The organism is Curtobacterium sp. MCBD17_003 (assembly GCF_003234885.2).
Classification (GTDB): Bacteria; Actinomycetota; Actinomycetes; order Actinomycetales; family Microbacteriaceae; genus Curtobacterium.
This window is the reverse complement of sequence record NZ_CP126275.1, coordinates 476,785-492,762: the sequence shown is the minus strand read 5'-3', so window position 1 is coordinate 492,762 and position 15,978 is coordinate 476,785. Positions and strand designations below refer to the sequence as shown.

Below are 15,978 nucleotides of genomic sequence, written 5' to 3'. Positions count from 1 at the left end.
CTATCCATCGCGATGAGCACTTTCCCGGAAACCGTCGTCCTGCTGGACGACGACGGCGCCCCCATCGGTGTGGCCGACAAGTTCGCAGTGCACACCGACGCGACGCCGCTGCACCTGGCGTTCTCGTGCCACGTGTCGGATCCCGAGGGGAACATCCTGGTCACACGCCGGGCCCTGACGAAGGCCACCTGGCCCGGGGTGTGGACGAACACGTTCTGTGGACATCCCGGGCCGGACGAGTCCTTCGAGGACGCGATCGCCCGACGTGCCGCGCGCGAACTCGGGATCACCGTGGCGGACGTGACCCCGGTCCTCCCCGACTTCCGGTACCGCGCCGTCGACGCGTCCGGCATCGTCGAGAACGAGGTCTGCCCGGTGTTCCGTGCCACGACGACCGACGTGCCACGACCCGCGGCGGACGAGGTCGCCGAGTGGATCTGGGTCTCCGAGGACGAGCTGCGGGCCGCGGTCGCCGCGGCTCCGTTCGCGTTCAGCCCGTGGCTCGGGTGGCAGCTCGCGGTGCTTCCGGCGCGCGCGCTCGACTGAGGCGGACGCCTGGTGGACCCCGTCCCCGGGTGGTCCGGACGGCGGCCCGGGAGGCGTCCCCTCCACTGCGGGACCCTGCGGCCGGGCCGCCGCTCCGGTGCCTGCGCGAACTCGATGCGGCGCCCGACAGCGGAACGTGCATAATGATGTGGCTCGCGATGTGAACGTGCACATCGGGGTGGAATGAGAAGGCAATGGCGTCGGCGAAGACAGAGAAGTCGCGTGCGCCCAGCATCCGGGACGTCGCTCGGGTCGCGGGGGTGTCGCACCAGACGGTCTCCCGCGTCCTCAACAACTCCGACGCGATCCGCGAGGCGACCCGGGACAAGGTCGTCGCCGCGATGGAGCAGCTGCAGTACCGGCCGAACCGGGCCGCCCGCGCCCTGGTCACCAGTCGCTCCCGCACCATCGGGGTCCTCACCTCGCAGCGCTCCCACTACGGGCCGACGTTGACCCTCCAGGCGATCGAGGACGCTGCGGTCCGACGCGGGTACTTCGTGACGACCGCGAACATCGCGGCGCCGGACGACGCGTCGATCCGCCAGGGCCTCGGCCACCTGCTCGACCAGGACGTCGAGGGCATCGTCGTCATCGCGCCGCAGACGCGGGTGTTCGACGTGATCGCCGAGTCCGGCATGCAGACGCCGTACGTCACCCTGCGATCGAGCATCGGCGAGGACCCGACCGCGCTCTGGGTGGACCAGATGACGGGGGCGCGGCTCGCCACGGCGCACCTGCTCGACCTCGGGCACCAGTACGTGCGGCACATCGCCGGTCCGCGGGACTGGATCGAGGCGGACGCGCGCATGCAGGGGTTCCTGCGCGAGATGTCCGACCGTGACATGCCCGTGCAGCCGCCGATCCTCGGGGACTGGACCGCCGACTTCGGGTACCACGCGGGCCGCGAGCTCCTGCGCTGGCGGGACTGCACGGCGATCTTCTGCTCGAACGACGCCATGGCCCTCGGCGTCATGCACGCCGCCCGCTCCTACGGGCTCGACGTCCCCGGCGACCTGTCCGTGGTGGGCTACGACGACATCCCCGAGGCGCAGCACTTCTGGCCGCCGCTCACCACGGTGTCCGTCGACTTCGCCGAGCTCGGGCGCCGTTGCGTCGACCTCCTGCTCCCGGTCGAGGGCGACCTCCGGCCCGTCGACATCGTGCCCCGACTCGTCGTCCGCGGCTCCACCGGCTCGCCCCGGAGCCGGTCGTGACCGCCCCTGACCCCCGTTCCAGGGGCCTCCGGACCGCGTTACCAAACCGCGACCCCGGGGAATTGACAGCCGCCCGGAACCTGTGCGTAATATTGCCCCCGTTCCGCTCGATGTGACCGTTCACATGGCGGACGACCCGGACGCGACAACGGAGTCCGACACAGTGCTGCTGTGACCTCCGCTGGCGCGATCACCAGAAGGACTGCCGACACCTCGGCAGAAGGAGATGCACTGTGGCGTCACACCCGATCGGAACCGGCTCCGGCCAGTTCGAAACCGGCACCGAGACCCGGTCGATCACCGCGAACGAGACGATCCTCGAGATGCGGTCCATCACCAAGGAGTTCCCCGGCGTCAAGGCCCTCTCCGAGGTCAGCCTGACCGTGCGGGCCGGCGAGATCCACGCGATCTGCGGCGAGAACGGCGCGGGCAAGTCGACCCTGATGAAGGTCCTGTCCGGCGTGTACCCCTACGGGACCTACACCGGCGACATCGTCTACGAAGGCGAGGAGGTCCGGTTCGCGAACATCAAGCAGTCCGAGCAGGCCGGCATCGTCATCATCCACCAGGAGCTCGCGCTCATCCCGGAGCTGTCGATCACCGAGAACCTGTTCCTCGGCAGCGAGCCGAGCCGCTTCGGCGTCATCGACTGGACCGCGGCGCAGCTCCGCGCCGAGGAGCTCCTGGCCCGCGTCGGCCTCGACGACAACCCGGACACGCAGATCAAGAACCTCGGTGTCGGCAAGCAGCAGCTCGTCGAGATCGCCAAGGCGCTGCACAAGAACGTCAAGCTCCTCATCCTCGACGAGCCGACGGCGGCCCTGAACGAGAACGACTCGCAGCACCTGCTCGACCTCATCGTCGGCCTCAAGTCCCGCGGCGTCAGCTCGATCATCATCAGCCACAAGCTCAACGAGATCGAGCAGATCGCGGACAGCATCACGATCATCCGTGACGGCAAGTCCATCGAGACGCTCGACGTCCAGGCGGACGGCGTCAACGAGGACCGCATCATCCGCGGGATGGTCGGCCGCTCGCTCGAGAGCCGGTTCCCGGACCGCACCCCGAAGATCGGCGACGTCTTCTTCGAGGTCCGCGACTGGACGGTCCAGCACCCGGTCGACCCCACGCGCCTCGTCTGCAAGGGCTCGAACTTCCACGTGCGCCGCGGCGAGATCGTCGGCTTCGCAGGCCTCATGGGTGCGGGACGCACCGAGCTGGCGATGAGCATCTTCGGCCACTCGTACGGCACCTTCGTCAGCGGCCAGATCATCAAGGACGGCCGCGAGATCAAGGTCAACAACGTTCAGCAGGCGATCGACAACGGCATCGGCTACGTGTCCGAGGACCGCAAGGCGCTCGGGCTCAACCTCCTCGACACGGTCAAGCGCTCGACCGTCGCGGCCGACCTCAAGAAGATCTCGAAGGGCGGCGTCGTCGACTCCCTCGAGGAGTACGACGTCGCCGAGAAGTACCGCAAGATGCTCCGCACCAAGGTGCCCACGGTCGAGGAGGGCGTCGGCAAGCTCTCCGGTGGGAACCAGCAGAAGGTCGTCCTGTCGAAGTGGATGTTCACCGACCCCGACCTGCTCATCCTCGACGAGCCCACCCGCGGCATCGACGTCGGCGCGAAGTTCGAGATCTACGGGATCATCCAGCAGCTCGCGGCCGAGGGGAAGGGCATCATCCTCATCTCCTCGGAGCTCCCGGAGCTCCTCGGCCTCTCGGACCGCATCTACACGATCTTCGAGGGTGCGATCACCAACGACCTCCCCGCCGGTGAGGCGGACCCCGAAACCCTCATGCGAAGCATGACCTCCGCGCGGAAGGGCGCACTCACGAAATGAACAACCTCAGACTGCTCTTCGGCAAGGGCAACAGCGTCGGCCAGTACGGCATGATCATCGCGCTCGTCGCGATCGTGATCATCTTCGAGATCTTCACCCACGGGCTCACGCTGGACCCGACGAACATCATCAACGTCTTCCTCCAGTACTCGTACATCCTGATCCTGGCGCTCGGCATGGTCATGGTGATCATCGCCGGTCACATCGACCTGTCCGTCGGGTCGGTCGCGGCGTTCGTCGGCATCATCGTGGCGCAGTCCATGGCGGTCTGGCACTTCCCGTGGTGGCTCGCGATCATCCTCGGTCTCGCCGTGGGTGCGGCGGTCGGCGCGTGGCAGGGCTTCTGGGTCGCGTTCGTCCGCGTCCCGGCGTTCATCGTGACACTCGCCGGTCAGCTGATCTTCCGTGGCGCGAACCAGATCATCGGCAACTCGACGTCGGTCCCCGTGCCGAACGACTTCCAGACCATCGGCGCCGGCTTCATCCCGGACTTCGGCCCGGACTTCGGCTTCAGCAACGGCACCCTGATCCTCGGCATCGTGACCGCGCTCGCGCTCATCTACATGGAGGTCCGCGGTCGCCAGCGTCGCAAGAAGATGCAGGCCGAGGTCCCCCCGGTGTGGGTGTCGTTCGTCCGGACCGGCGTGCTCGTGGCCGTGACCCTGTTCGCGACCTACCTGTTCGCGTCCGGCAACGTCGGCACCTCGGTCCCGGTCGTCGCGATCATCCTCGGCGTGCTGGTCATCATCTACGGCTTCGTGACCCGCAACACGATCTTCGGTCGTCAGGTCTACGCCGTCGGTGGCAACGCGAACGCCGCGGTCCTGTCCGGCGTGAGCGCCCGCAAGGTGAACTTCTTCGTCATGGCGAACATGTCGCTCCTCGCGGCCGTCGCCGGCATGGTGTTCACCGCCTACTCGAACGCCTCGGGCCCGAACGACGGCACCGGCTGGGAGCTCGACGCCATCGCCGCCGTGTTCGTCGGTGGTGCCGCGGTCTCCGGTGGTATCGGTACCGTCTCCGGCTCCATCGTCGGTGGTCTGGTCATGGCCCTCCTGACGAACGGCCTGTCGCTGCTCGGCATCGAGTCCAACATGACGCAGATCATTCGCGGTCTCGTGCTCCTGGTGGCCGTCGCCTTCGACGTCTACTCGAAGTCGCAGGGCCGTCCGTCGCTCATCGGCGGCATGATGCGCCAGTTCCGGCGGCAGGAGACCCAGGAGACGACCATCGCGGACCAGCAGCCGCAGTCGATCCAGGACCAGCCGGACAAGGTCCTCTCCCACTGACCCCATCCATCCCCTGAACCCGCCGGCGGCGGTCACCACCGCCGCCGGCACCCGACGACGGCCTCCGCCGTCGACACGACCCGGGAGGGTCGGCACCGTCCCTCCCCTAGCTCAACGAAGAGAAAGCAATCACATGCGCAAGAAGTTCATGGTCGGTGCGAGCGTCGTGCTCGTCGCCGGTCTCGCCCTCACCGGTTGCTCGGCCCGCGGTGGCTCGAGCGCGAGCGGTGCGGACATCAAGAAGGGCGACACCATCGGCGTCGCGCTCCCCGCCAAGACGTCGCAGAACTGGGTGCTCGCGGGCGCCGCCTTCAAGAAGGCGATCGTGGCCGCCGGCTTCAAGGCCGACATCCAGTACGCCGCCGCCACGAACACCGTGTCCGACCAGCAGAGCCAGGTCTCCGGCATGGTCACCAAGGGCGACAAGGCGATCATCATCGGCGCGCAGGACGGCTCGCAGCTCGGCTCGCAGGTCAAGGCCGCCAAGACCTCCGGCGCGACCGTCATCGCGTGGGACCGCAACCTGCTCAACACGAAGAACGTCGACTACTACGTCGCGTTCAACAACTACAAGGTCGGTCAGCTGCAGGCGCACGCCCTGCTCGACGGCCTGAAGAAGAGCAAGGGCAACGGCCCGTACAACGTCGAGATCTTCGCCGGTGCGTCCACCGACGCCAACGCGACGGTGTTCTACAACGGTGCGATGAGCGTCCTCACCCCGAAGATCAAGGACGGCACGCTCAAGGTCGTCTCGGGTCAGACCAAGTTCCAGAACGTCGAGACGGACGGCTGGCTCGCCCAGAACGCCCAGTCCCGCATGACGAACCTGATCACGCACTACTACTCGGGCGGCACCAAGCTCGACGGCGTCCTGTCGCCGAACGACACCCTGGGCCGCGCGATCCTGACGGCCACCAAGGCCGCCGGTATGCCGAACCCGATCGTCACGGGCCAGGACTCGGAGACCGCGTCGATCCCGCTCATCATGAACGGCACGCAGTACTCGACGATCTACAAGGACACGACGCTCGAGGCCAACACGGCCGTCGACCTGGTCAAGACCCTCAGCCAGGGCAAGAAGCCCAAGACGGTCCTCGACAAGGCCAACAACAACAACGGCGTCAAGACGGTGCCCGCGATCGAGCTCACCCCGGTCCTCGTGACCAAGGAGAACGCGGTCCAGGCGTACAAGAACAACCCGACGCTCGAGCAGCTCGCCAAGCAGGGCTGACCCGCCGCGTCACCGACGCACCCAGGACCCCGTCCGCGACCCAGTCGCGGGCGGGGTCCTCGTCGTTCCGAGCCGGGATGGGCCTCCCGGCGGTGGGCACGACCCGCGCGTCTTCGGGAGCGGCCGGGGGCGAGGACCCGGCGCGCTACCGCTCCCCCGACACGTCGGTGCGGTGGAAGTTGAGCGCCGAGCGGGACGCCGTCGGACCCCGCTGCCCCTGGTACCGCGACTGGTACTCAGCCGAGCCGTAGGGCTTCTCCGCCGGGCTGGAGAGCTGGAAGAAGCAGAGCTGCCCGATCTTCATCCCCGGCCACAGCATGATCGGCAGCGTCGCGACGTTGCTCAGCTCGAGCGTGACGTGCCCGGAGAACCCGGGATCGATGAACCCCGCGGTCGAGTGCGTCAGCAGCCCGAGGCGTCCGAGCGAGCTCTTCCCCTCGAGTCGCGCCGCGATGTCGTCGGGCAGCGTCACGACCTCGAACGTCGACCCGAGCACGAACTCGCCCGGGTGCAGGACGAAGGGGTCGTCCCCGGTGGTCTCGACGAGCCGCGTCAGGTCCGGCTGGTCGACCGACGGGTCGATGTGCGGGTACTTGTGGTTGTCGAACAGCCGGAAGAACTTGTCGAGCCGGACGTCGATGCTCGAGGGCTGCACGAGCGACGGGTCGTACGGGTCGAGGCCGATCCGTCCGGCGTCGAGCTGAGCGGTGATGTCGCGGTCGGAGAGCAGCACGGGTCGATCGTATTGCGCGCGGTCCGGACGGTGCCAGCCGCCTCCGCCCGCGACCGTCGTGCACTGAGTGGGGCCGCAGCGCCCGGCCTGTGGAGACTCAGCGGGCGTGTCGGGAGGCGGACGTACGATTGACCGTCCGCGCACCCCGGCCCTCCCGGCCCCGCTGCGCATCCGCTGATGAGAACAGGCCGTCGAGACCAGGCATGACCGTCACCTCCTCCCCCACCGAGGGTGCCCCCACCGCTGCCGACGACCGCGTCGACCCCTCGCGCAGCGCCGGTTCCGACACCGACGGCGCACTGCCGGGAGGCCCAGCACCGGACACCGAGCCCGCCCCGGCCCGCGCGTCCACCGTCGCGACGGTCCTCGCCATCGCGGTGCCGCTCGCGGTGGCCTGTGCGGTGGGGTCGATGGCGTTCACGGGGGCGCTGACGGGCGACCGGTCACTGGTCGACGCCGGGAACTTCGTCGCCGTCAGCCTGCCCATCGCCCGCGCCGTGCACGACGGCATGGCCGCGCTCACCGTCGGGCTGCTCATCGTCGCCGCGTTCGCGCTGCCGGCCCAGCGCAAGGACCCGAAGCAGATGTCGCGGATCCAGCACCGCGCCGCACGGTGGGCCGCCGTGTCCGGGTCCGTCTGGTTCCTCGCCGCGGTCGTCGGGGTGCTCCTCACGGCCGCGACCACCCTCAGCGTGCCGTTGACGAGCCCCGTGTACGCGCGGAACTTCCTGGTGTTCGCGTTCCAGGTCGAGATCGGCGAGTCCCTCGTGGTCTCGGCGGCGGCAGTCCTCATCGCCACGGCGATCGCCGCGTTCGCCACCCGCGTCACGACGCTCGCCGTCGCCACGTGCTTCGCGCTGTTCGCCTTGCTGCCGCTCGCGCTCTCCGGGCACTCGGCGGGGTCGTTGCAGCACGCGAACGCGGTCAACTCGCTCGCGATCCACCTGGTCGGCGTGTGTGTCTGGGTCGGCGGTCTGGTCGCGGTGGTGCTCCTGCGCACGGGCACGAAGGGCGCGACGGGCCGCGTCGTCGCCCGCTACTCGACGCTCGCGGGCTGGTGCTTCGGTGCCGTCGCGTTCTCGGGGATCATCAACGCGTCGCTCCGGATCACCGGCCCGGGCGACCTGGTGACGACGCCCTACGGCTGGCTCATCACGATCAAGGCGACGATCCTCGTCCTGCTCGGGATCGCGGGCGTGGTGCAGCGTCGCCGACTGGTACCGGGCCTCCTGCGGGACCCGTCCGACCGGCGCCTGTTCGTGCGGTTCGCCCTGGCCGAGATCGTGTTCATGGCGATCGCCATGGGCGTCTCGGTCGGTCTGTCGCGGAGCCAGCCGCCGGTGCCGCAGACGCCGGTGGTGGGCGACGACGCGCGGAGCGGCCTGATCGGGTTCCCGTACCCGCCCGCGCAGACCCTGCACACGTTCCTGACCCAGTGGCAGATCGACTGGGCGTGGCTCGCCGTCGCGGTGACGATGGGCGTCTGGTACCTGCTCGCGGTCCGCAAGCTCCGTCGCCGCGGCGACAAGTGGCCAGTACACCGGACGGTGGCGTGGCTGCTCGGATGCGTCCTGTTCATCTGGTTCACGAGCGGTGGGCCCGCGGTCTACGGGATGATCCACTTCTCGAGCCACATGATCCAGCACATGGGTCTCATGATGTTCGTGCCGCTGCCGCTCGTGCTCGGCGGCCCCGTGCTCCTGGCGCTGCGGACCCTGCCCGTGCGGAACGACGGCAGCCGGGGCTCGCGTGAGTGGCTCATGCTGTTCGTGCACTCCCGCTACATGCACTTCCTCGGGCAGCCCGCCGTGGCGGGGACCCTCTTCGCGGGCTCGCTCATCGTCTTCTACTTCACGCCCGCGTTCCAGTACGCCATGCAGTCCCACGAGTGGCACGTCGTGATGGTCGTGCACTTCATCCTGAGCGGGTACCTGTTCTTCTGGGTCTTCATCGGGGTCGACCCGGGGCCGAAGCGTCCGCCGTACCCCATCCTGATCATCGCGCTGCTGGCCACGCTCGCCTTCCACGCGTTCTTCGGGGTCGCGGTCATGACGAGTTCCGACGTCTACGCGCTCGACTGGTACCACGCGCTCGGGCAGACGAACGACGCCGCGCTCCTCGCCGACCAGCACACCGGCGGGGGGATCGCCTGGGGCGCCTCGGAGATCCCGATGGTGCTCGTCGCACTGCTCGTCGTCCGGGGCTGGATCCAGTCGGACGAGCGAACCGCCAAGCGCCTCGACCGGCAGGCGGACCGTGACGGCGACGCCGAACTCAACGCGTACAACGAGCGGCTCGCGGCGATGAACGGCCGCCGGGCTCCCGGCGCTGGGGACCAGCGGTAGCACCCCGGCCGCCTTCCGCTGCGCCGAGCGGGGGAACCAGCGGCCGGGGGGGCGTCAGCTCCCGTGGACGATGCAGACCGCGTCGAGCGCTCGGGCTGCCTCCTCGGCGGCGGCGACCCCGGCCTCCCCGTCCGGCCCGTAGGGCGCAACGGCGTCGACCCACCACAGCGGTACGGGCAGCGGGGGCGCGTCGGGCAGGATGCGCTCCACCTCGCTCGCGGCGTCGACCCGGTGCACACCGAGGACGCTGATCACGGGGTGATCGGCGTCACGGCAGACCTGGAGCACGGAGCCGTCGTCGAGGGCGCGCACGCCCCAACCGTCAGCATGCGCGACGATCGCTTCCGCCACCTCCCGCAGGTCGACGGGCTTGCGGGAGAGCAGGGTGACGTCACGGGGCACCGGCGCCTCCGAGCGTCCGTGCATCGTGCTCGTCGAGGGCGCCCTCGGCCTGCGCGGGCTCGAGCGGACCGCCGCCGACGAGCGTCAGGAAGCGGTCCTCGTCCATGCGGTCGAGGAACGCCTCGAGCGCGTCCCAGCCGGAGTCGAACCGGACGAGGAGACCCTCGTGGCCGTCCGAGCCGAAGGTCTCGATGCGGGTGTCGGCGGGCGGCCAGTGGCCGCTGCGGTCGAGGAAGGCCGTCGCCTCGGGGCCGACGACGACCGCGGCGGGCTCAGGCTCGCCGTACGACACCGCGCGGACCATGTGGTCAGCATCGCCGTGGCGCCGCATGACGACGCCGAACACCGGGACGACGTCGTTCGCGACCTCGCGGACGGCGTCGAGCACGGCGTCCACTCCGCCGTCCGGCTCGGTGACCATGGCCGAGAGCGTCTCGACCACGAAGCCGTTCGTCATGTGCGCGGTCATGGTGGCCGCCATGCCGTCCCCGATCGCGTACGAGGTGCTGACGTCCGGCGCGCGGTGCTTGGCGTACTGGGTGACGACCCAGCGGTCCCACGGCACGGTGAGCGGCTCGGCGGTTCCCCATCGCTCCGGGCAGCTGTCCGCCGCGTCGCAGAGCGCCTCGAGCGCACCGCCGACGTTGATCTCGCGGTCGGGGTGGTGTCGGAGCGTCAGGTCGATGCTCACCTGCGGGACGGCGTGCGGGGCGACCGGGTGCTCGGGCGACGGTGTCCCGGACAGTTCCGGGCCGCGGAGCACGAAGTCGTCGATGGAGGTCGCACGGACCCCGGTGCGGCCGTCGCGCAGGGAGCCGTCGCGGTCCGTGACGGCCCACGCCGCACCGTGGGCACCGAGGGCGTGCCGGAGCGCGGGTGTGATCGCGGCGTCGGCCTCGGTCCGGAGCACGACGAGGCGTTCGCTCGTCGCGGCTCGGGCGAGCAACGACGCGAGGGCGTCGGTGAGCCAGACCACCGGGGCACTCGACTCGACCACGATCGCCGGTCCGACGACGTCGTCGATGAGTGGGTGTCTGACCATCCGCTTCGCCTCCCGAGTGCTGCTCACGGGCCGATGGGCACCGAGCGCAGGGAATCGCTCGGCACCGTGGACGGTACACACGGACGCTCGGCGTGTCCGTGGAGCACGGCCGCTCCCAGGGATCCTGGAGGGACGTGCCGGAGGCGGCCCGGGCCTCCCGGCTGGAACGGGCGCCCCGCTCCGCGTGCCGACGTGCGGCGATCGACCGGGAGGCCCCGCTCACCTCGTGCGCGCGGGTGCCGCGCGCATCCGCTAAGCTGGTTCGAGCCTCCGGGCGACGCGAGTGTAGTTCAATGGTAGAACTCCAGCTTCCCAAGCTGGTAGCGCGGGTTCGATTCCCGTCACTCGCTCCACAGCACCCCTGTCGACCGCTGTCGTTTCTCAACCCAGATGAGACTTCTCTCGGAGTAGTTGAGACTCCAGCCCCTTGAATCCGCACAAGTGCACCACTCCAGTGCTCGCCCGCGGCGCAGCAACCTCCGTCGATCATCGGTGGTCAGCGTGGTGACATGGCGGCTCCTGGTGGGATGCGAGCGGCGCGCGGACGAACGCCGTCCGCGCGCCGGAGTCGGATCAAAGGGTGACGGTCTCGGCGCCGAGCGACGTCACGATGGACGCAATCGCGAGCGAGGCGGGCGTGGGCAAGGGCACCCTCTTTCGCGCATTCGGCAGCCGTGAGGGGCTGCTCGACGCGCTGATCGAGGCGAAACTGGCCCCGGTGCACATGGTGCTCGACACTCACCGGGCGACTCAGGCGTCTCGGCGCCCGAGCGCATCGTGTTGCTACTCGATCAGCTGCTCATCTTCAAGCTCGAGAACCGCTACCTGGCCCGCGCGCACGAAATCGCGCGGCCCGGCGCCCTACGCCGCGCCCGCTACCTCGCCGAATTCGCGCGGCTTGAACCCCTCGTTCGCGAAATCCTCGGCACGCGCCCGATCGCCGACGCCGTGCATGTCAGTCACGCGCTGCTCGCTGCCATGCATGCGGACATCCTGGACGAGCTGATCGCCGCCGGGCGCAGCACGGACGAAATCCGCCGGGCGCAGTCCGCGCTGGTGCGCAGCGTCCTGTACCAGAAGTAAGGCGACCTCTCCGCGTCGATCCTGTGCGCCGCCGTACGGAGACCCCTAGCCGTCCGAGCACTCCCGGAGCGCGACCTCGCCCATCCGCGCGTTCGCGCACACCGGGGTAAGGGGTGCTCGGCCCTCCTTCCGCCCGGACGGTCAATCCTCGCGGGTTGCGTCAGACGAGTCAGACTCGCGGGTGGCCGGCGGTGTGGCGCCGTGGGGCTGCCCTTGCACAAGGTCCCGGAGGACTTGCGTCCTACTCGTGGGGCGCCCGCCGATCAGGGCCCAGGCGCGTTCGACGCCGAGGAGAATCGAAGCAATGGTCGCACTGGCGATGGCGGGGGTCGCCGAGGACCCCGTGGGGGCGACCAGTGCAACGATGCCGTAGGCGAGGATGACGCCGAGCACTGCGGTGAAGCCGACGAGGCCGAGGAGGCCATCGCGGGGCTCCTTTCGCCGGCGAGGTGTTGCGAGGTACCGGCGAAGGGTTGCGGCAACAAAGAGCAAGCCGCCGAAACTGAGAACGATGGCCGGGATGGCGAGGTGCGCCCCTGGTAACAGGGCGAGAGTGAGCGGCAGGAGAAAGCAAGTCAGCGCGCTCGAGGCGCGGGCTTGCTCAACGAGGGACGCGGTTGGGCCGCTGATCCGCTCCGGCGCGACCGAGATCGCGACGAAAAGCAACCCGATCAGCGCCGCCGCAGCACCGACTTCAGCGACGAAGAACTCCGTAAACGCGGCGGCTACCATCGCGCCAATGTACTGCGCGCCCCGCGACCGGGCCCCCGCCGAAGCGACTGCTGCAACGGGGGGCTTCGTTCGTGAGGCGCGGGGGATGGCGGCGAGGTCGTCACCCAGCGCATGATGTGATCCGACGCCGCCGACCCGAGGGCGGCGACTCTCACGAGAGCGCGGTCGCAAAAAGGAAGACCCCCGCAGCCGTGATGGCTGCGGGGGTCTGTCGTGTGTTCCTAGGACGCCAGGCCCGAGGTCACTTGCTCTTCGACACGAGCAGGCCCCAGGAGTCGTCCTTGGACGCCTTGACCACGGCTTCCACCTTGCCCGTCGTGCTGTCGAGGGCGATGGTCCTGCTTGCGATCTGTCCGCCCTTCTTGCTCGGGCTCGTGCATCCCGCGTCGACGGAGACCGTCGACGGCGGAAGCGTGAGGACCACGTCACCGCCGCCGTGGCAGGTGATGGCCACGTAGACGGTGTCCGTGGCCGCATCGAACGTACCGAGCGACTTGGACCCGGTGCCCGTGCTGGGCGGCACGATATACGCGCCCTGCGCGGTCAGCGACGGCAGTGCCTGAGACGTCGAAGAGCACCCCGTCAGAGATGCAGCCGCAACGGCAATGGTGACCGCAGCGACCAGGTGGCGATGCTTCATGGTGATCCTCGATTTATGCTCGGTCGTCAACTGTCTAGCGCAGATCGCGGCCAGGGCCTAGGAGGCCACGAAGCGGAAGTTCGGCTGGTTGTACTTGCTCGCGACCGCCACGGCAGTCTTGCCGAGGCTGGTGCAGCCGTTCCCGTTCGCGAGGCACTGGTACTCCGTCTGCGTCACCTTCTTCGACGTGTACTGCGCCTGCCACTGGAGCTCGCCAGTCTCACCGGCGGCGATGTTGAAGGAACGGGACGTGCTGACGGTCGTCGTCGCCGACGTGCTGTAGCCGACCGATGCGTTGATGTCCGCAACCGACGCCGAAACGGATCCCGTCAGCGTGTTCGAGATGGACGTCGAAAGGGAGCACGTCACGGAGCCCGCCACCGACGACTTCGTCACGGCCTGGCAGTTGTGCCACGATCCGGTGGTCGTGTAGGCGCTGCCGACGCTCGTCACCTTCCACTTGTTGACGTAGATGACGTCGTTCGGAGACGACGTGTCGGCGTGGGCCGGCGCCGCGACGAGCGTCAGGCCGATGACGGCGACGATGGCGGACCCCAACCGCCAGGCTTTGCGCGAGATGTTCATTGCAATCCCCATATGTCTCAAGAGGGAACGGCCATTCCCTTCCCCCTATGAGATGTCTGAGCCATCCTCGGATTTCGCGCATGTACTCACTTTGGGGGACACTGGCTCATCAATTCAGACGCGCGTCGGTGCGGCGTGCGCGAGGGTGTCGAGCTTGTAAACGATCGAGCCGGCGTCGGACCAGAGCACGACGACCTCGTCGGCGGCGAGGAAGTCTTCGGGCGCCACGAGCACGACGCCGGTCGTGCCGGCGGCCCCTCGCGCCGACTGCTTCGCGTGTCACCTGGCGCCGACGGTTTCCCGCGTCACCGCGCGCCGGTGTGATCCCACGTCGATTCCCAGCCCGCCGGGCGCCGGACACCGTTCGTTCGGGATCCCGGTCCACTGCCCGCTCGACGTGACGGGTAGCGCGTCGACAGGAGCAGGGACCGGGAGGGATACACCGCTCGGACCGGGCTCGGGCGGTGTCCGGTCCGTCCGGGTGCAGCGGGTACTCCTCCGAGCGTAGGTGTCGGCCGGATGGCGGACAACGGTGCCGCGCGCCCCAGTTCGAGGGCGGTGCGGCGCGAACGATGAGGGCACGAACGTAAGATCGTCGGCATGACCGCCGCCTCGGAAACCGTTGATCCGCTCGCGCTCGACCGCCAGCTCTGCTTCGCGCTCGCGGCGACCTCCCGGGCCGTGATCGGGCTGTACCGGCCGCTCCTCGAGCCGATGGGACTCACCCATCCGCAGTACCTCGTGATGCTCGCGCTCTGGGAGGACTCCCCTCGGTCGGTCCGGGCGATCGCGCGCGAGCTGCATCTGGACTCGGCGACCCTCAGCCCCCTGCTCAAGCGGTTGGAGGCCTCCGGGTACGTCCGACGCGACCGCAGTCCGAGCGACGAGCGCCAGCTGCAGGTTTCGCTGACGACGGCGGGTCGCGCGCTGCGCGAGCGGGCGCAGGCGGTGCCGCTCGCGGTCGCCGAGCGGCTGGGGTGGCCGGTCGCCCGCCTGGAGGCCCTCAAGGACGACCTGACGGCCCTCCTGTTGGTCGTCGACGACGTCTCGTGACGCACCGCGGCCCGGTTGGGTGCGATCTCGACTGGCCCGCCGCCGAACACGGTCGTACACTGATCATTAGGGCACGAACGAACAGGAGGAGCGATGGCGGGTCGATTCGGACGCTGGTACATGCGCTGGAACACGACACTCGTCGAGAAGATGGGGCCGTCGCAGATCGGAGCCGGACATCCCGAGGGCCCCGACGACCGCACGGTGGACCGCGCGTGTCCGCTCTGCGGCGCGCCGCTCTCGCAGCACCGCGTCGAGCGCCGCGAAGGACAGCGGGCGTCGTCGACGCTGCACTGCCCCTGACCCGGACGCAGCCCCTCCCCGGGTCCGGACACGGCACTCCCCCGCCCGGTCTCGGCCCTCCCCGGATCCGGACGCAGCCGCTCTCCGGAACCGGACCGCGTCAGTCCGCCAGCCCCGCGATCTCGTAGGCCTTCGCCGGGATCTGCGTGGCGAACTTCCCGCCGCTCACGTCGATGAGCGCACCCGTGACGTACCCGGCCGCTCGACTCGCGAGGAAGCAGACCACGTCGGCGACGTCGTCGGCGGTCTCCCATCGCCGCAGTGACAGCGTGTCGAGCAGGCGCGCCTGGGCCGCGTCGTCCATGTCGGCGAATCCGTTCATCGCCGTCGGCACCATCCCCGGGGCGTAGGCGTTCACCGTGACACCCCAGGGACCGAGTTCCCCCGCCAGCACGCGCGTGAACTGCACGACCGCTGCCTTGGAGGCCGCGTAGGCGGCGCTCCCGACGCTCGGCACGATCGCCGCGAACGACGCCGCGTTGACGATGCGTCCGGACCGCTGGGCGCGCATCGTCGGGATCACGGCTTGGCTCAGCAGGAACACCCCGCCCACGTTGACGTCGAAGCACCGCCGCCAGCGGTCGGGGTCGAGCGTGTCGATGGTGCCCTCGACGTTGATGCCGGCGTTGTTCACGAGCACGTCGATCCGTCCGGCGCGCTCGACGATCGTCGCGACCGCGGAGCGGACCGAGGCCGGATCGCTGACGTCGCACACGAGCTCGACGAACCGCTCGGCCGGCGTCGGAGCAGCTCCGTCGTCCGCCGCACCGAACGCCAGGTCGAGCGCGAACACCGTCGCACCTTCGGCGAGGAACCGCTCCGCGATGGTGCGTCCGATCCCCCGGCCCGCACCGCTCACCACGACCACCTGGTCGTTGAACTCGATCAGCATCCTCGCTGCCTCCACCCGTCCGCGTCGTGCCGCCGAGCATA

At 69.4% G+C, this 15,978-nt stretch carries 16 protein-coding genes, 1 tRNA gene and 1 pseudogene; 11 read left to right on the top strand and 7 right to left on the bottom strand.

What is annotated here, in order from left to right:
- Positions 1-12 precede the first annotated feature (12 nt).
- The 5 genes from idi to DEI88_RS02410 all read left to right on the top strand — a co-directional run bounded on the left by idi (position 13) and on the right by DEI88_RS02410 (position 6,127).
- Positions 13-546, top strand: a complete 534-nt coding sequence (gene idi / locus DEI88_RS02430) for an isopentenyl-diphosphate Delta-isomerase (RefSeq protein WP_111012239.1) — start codon at positions 13-15, stop codon at positions 544-546.
- Between the two features lie 194 nt (positions 547-740).
- Positions 741-1,760, top strand: coding sequence for a LacI family DNA-binding transcriptional regulator (locus DEI88_RS02425; RefSeq protein ID WP_111009699.1), 1,020 nt, complete (start codon positions 741-743; stop codon positions 1,758-1,760).
- 323 nt (positions 1,761-2,083) lie between these two features.
- Entirely contained in the window at positions 2,084-3,607 is a 1,524-nt protein-coding gene (gene mmsA, locus DEI88_RS02420; protein WP_111012411.1) for a multiple monosaccharide ABC transporter ATP-binding protein, read from the top strand.
- The gene (mmsB, locus tag DEI88_RS02415) at positions 3,604-4,896 is read left to right on the top strand and encodes a multiple monosaccharide ABC transporter permease (RefSeq protein WP_111012238.1); all 1,293 of its coding nucleotides are present in this window, start codon (positions 3,604-3,606) and stop codon (positions 4,894-4,896) included. The genes mmsA and mmsB overlap by 4 nt, the downstream gene beginning before the upstream one ends.
- A 133-nt stretch (positions 4,897-5,029) precedes the next feature.
- On the top strand, positions 5,030-6,127 hold the full coding sequence (locus tag DEI88_RS02410; RefSeq protein ID WP_111027622.1) for a substrate-binding domain-containing protein: 1,098 nt from the start codon (positions 5,030-5,032) through the stop codon (positions 6,125-6,127).
- A 145-nt stretch (positions 6,128-6,272) separates the two neighbouring features.
- Here the strand turns inward: DEI88_RS02410 and dcd are convergent, their stop codons facing one another.
- Positions 6,273-6,860, bottom strand: a complete 588-nt coding sequence (gene dcd, locus DEI88_RS02405) for a dCTP deaminase (RefSeq protein WP_111009702.1) — start codon at positions 6,858-6,860, stop codon at positions 6,273-6,275.
- A gap of 203 nt (positions 6,861-7,063) precedes the next feature.
- On the opposite strand from dcd, the gene DEI88_RS02400 reads away from it, so the two are divergent.
- Positions 7,064-9,205 (top strand): bifunctional copper resistance protein CopD/cytochrome c oxidase assembly protein, encoded by a 2,142-nt coding sequence (locus DEI88_RS02400; protein WP_111012236.1) that lies wholly within the window; start codon positions 7,064-7,066, stop codon positions 9,203-9,205.
- 54 nt (positions 9,206-9,259) lie between these two features.
- Here DEI88_RS02400 and DEI88_RS02395 read toward each other — a convergent pair whose 3' ends face one another.
- Both DEI88_RS02395 and DEI88_RS02390 read right to left on the bottom strand, forming a co-directional pair.
- Positions 9,260-9,607, bottom strand: coding sequence for a hypothetical protein (locus DEI88_RS02395; RefSeq protein ID WP_146242778.1), 348 nt, complete (start codon positions 9,605-9,607; stop codon positions 9,260-9,262).
- Entirely contained in the window at positions 9,597-10,649 is a 1,053-nt protein-coding gene (locus tag DEI88_RS02390; RefSeq protein ID WP_111027619.1) for a DUF6177 family protein, read from the bottom strand. Before DEI88_RS02390 ends, DEI88_RS02395 begins: the two co-directional genes overlap by 11 nt.
- A gap of 279 nt (positions 10,650-10,928) precedes the next feature.
- Between DEI88_RS02390 and DEI88_RS02385 the strand changes: the two genes are divergently transcribed.
- The 3 genes and pseudogenes from DEI88_RS02385 (at position 10,929) to DEI88_RS02375 (ending at position 11,732) form a co-directional block, all read left to right on the top strand.
- Positions 10,929-11,002: transfer RNA gene (locus DEI88_RS02385), tRNA-Gly, on the top strand.
- A 257-nt stretch (positions 11,003-11,259) separates the two neighbouring features.
- Positions 11,260-11,334, top strand: a pseudogene (locus DEI88_RS02380) (TetR family transcriptional regulator); the annotation flags it as partial.
- 92 nt (positions 11,335-11,426) lie between these two features.
- Positions 11,427-11,732, top strand: a complete 306-nt coding sequence (locus DEI88_RS02375; protein WP_258375148.1) for a hypothetical protein — start codon at positions 11,427-11,429, stop codon at positions 11,730-11,732.
- 141 nt (positions 11,733-11,873) lie between these two features.
- Here DEI88_RS02375 and DEI88_RS02370 read toward each other — a convergent pair whose 3' ends face one another.
- The 3 genes from DEI88_RS02370 to DEI88_RS02360 form a co-directional block, all read right to left on the bottom strand.
- A complete protein-coding gene (locus tag DEI88_RS02370; protein ID WP_111072510.1) occupies positions 11,874-12,464 on the bottom strand; it encodes a hypothetical protein in 591 nt (196 codons plus the stop codon).
- Positions 12,465-12,705: 241 nt separating this feature from the next.
- Positions 12,706-13,104: a hypothetical protein gene (locus DEI88_RS02365; RefSeq protein ID WP_146246097.1), complete on the bottom strand. Its 399-nt coding sequence runs from the start codon at positions 13,102-13,104 to the stop codon at positions 12,706-12,708.
- A gap of 57 nt (positions 13,105-13,161) precedes the next feature.
- Positions 13,162-13,689: a hypothetical protein gene (locus tag DEI88_RS02360; RefSeq protein WP_111072512.1), complete on the bottom strand. Its 528-nt coding sequence runs from the start codon at positions 13,687-13,689 to the stop codon at positions 13,162-13,164.
- A gap of 600 nt (positions 13,690-14,289) precedes the next feature.
- On the opposite strand from DEI88_RS02360, the gene DEI88_RS02355 reads away from it, so the two are divergent.
- Together DEI88_RS02355 and DEI88_RS02350 are read left to right on the top strand one after the other, a co-directional pair.
- Positions 14,290-14,742 (top strand): MarR family winged helix-turn-helix transcriptional regulator, encoded by a 453-nt coding sequence (locus tag DEI88_RS02355; RefSeq protein WP_111072513.1) that lies wholly within the window; start codon positions 14,290-14,292, stop codon positions 14,740-14,742.
- 93 nt (positions 14,743-14,835) lie between these two features.
- The gene (locus DEI88_RS02350) at positions 14,836-15,045 is read left to right on the top strand and encodes a hypothetical protein (protein WP_111072514.1); all 210 of its coding nucleotides are present in this window, start codon (positions 14,836-14,838) and stop codon (positions 15,043-15,045) included.
- 100 nt (positions 15,046-15,145) lie between these two features.
- Here the strand turns inward: DEI88_RS02350 and DEI88_RS02345 are convergent, their stop codons facing one another.
- The gene (locus tag DEI88_RS02345; RefSeq protein WP_111072515.1) at positions 15,146-15,937 is read right to left on the bottom strand and encodes an SDR family NAD(P)-dependent oxidoreductase; all 792 of its coding nucleotides are present in this window, start codon (positions 15,935-15,937) and stop codon (positions 15,146-15,148) included.
- Positions 15,938-15,978: the final 41 nt, after the last annotated feature.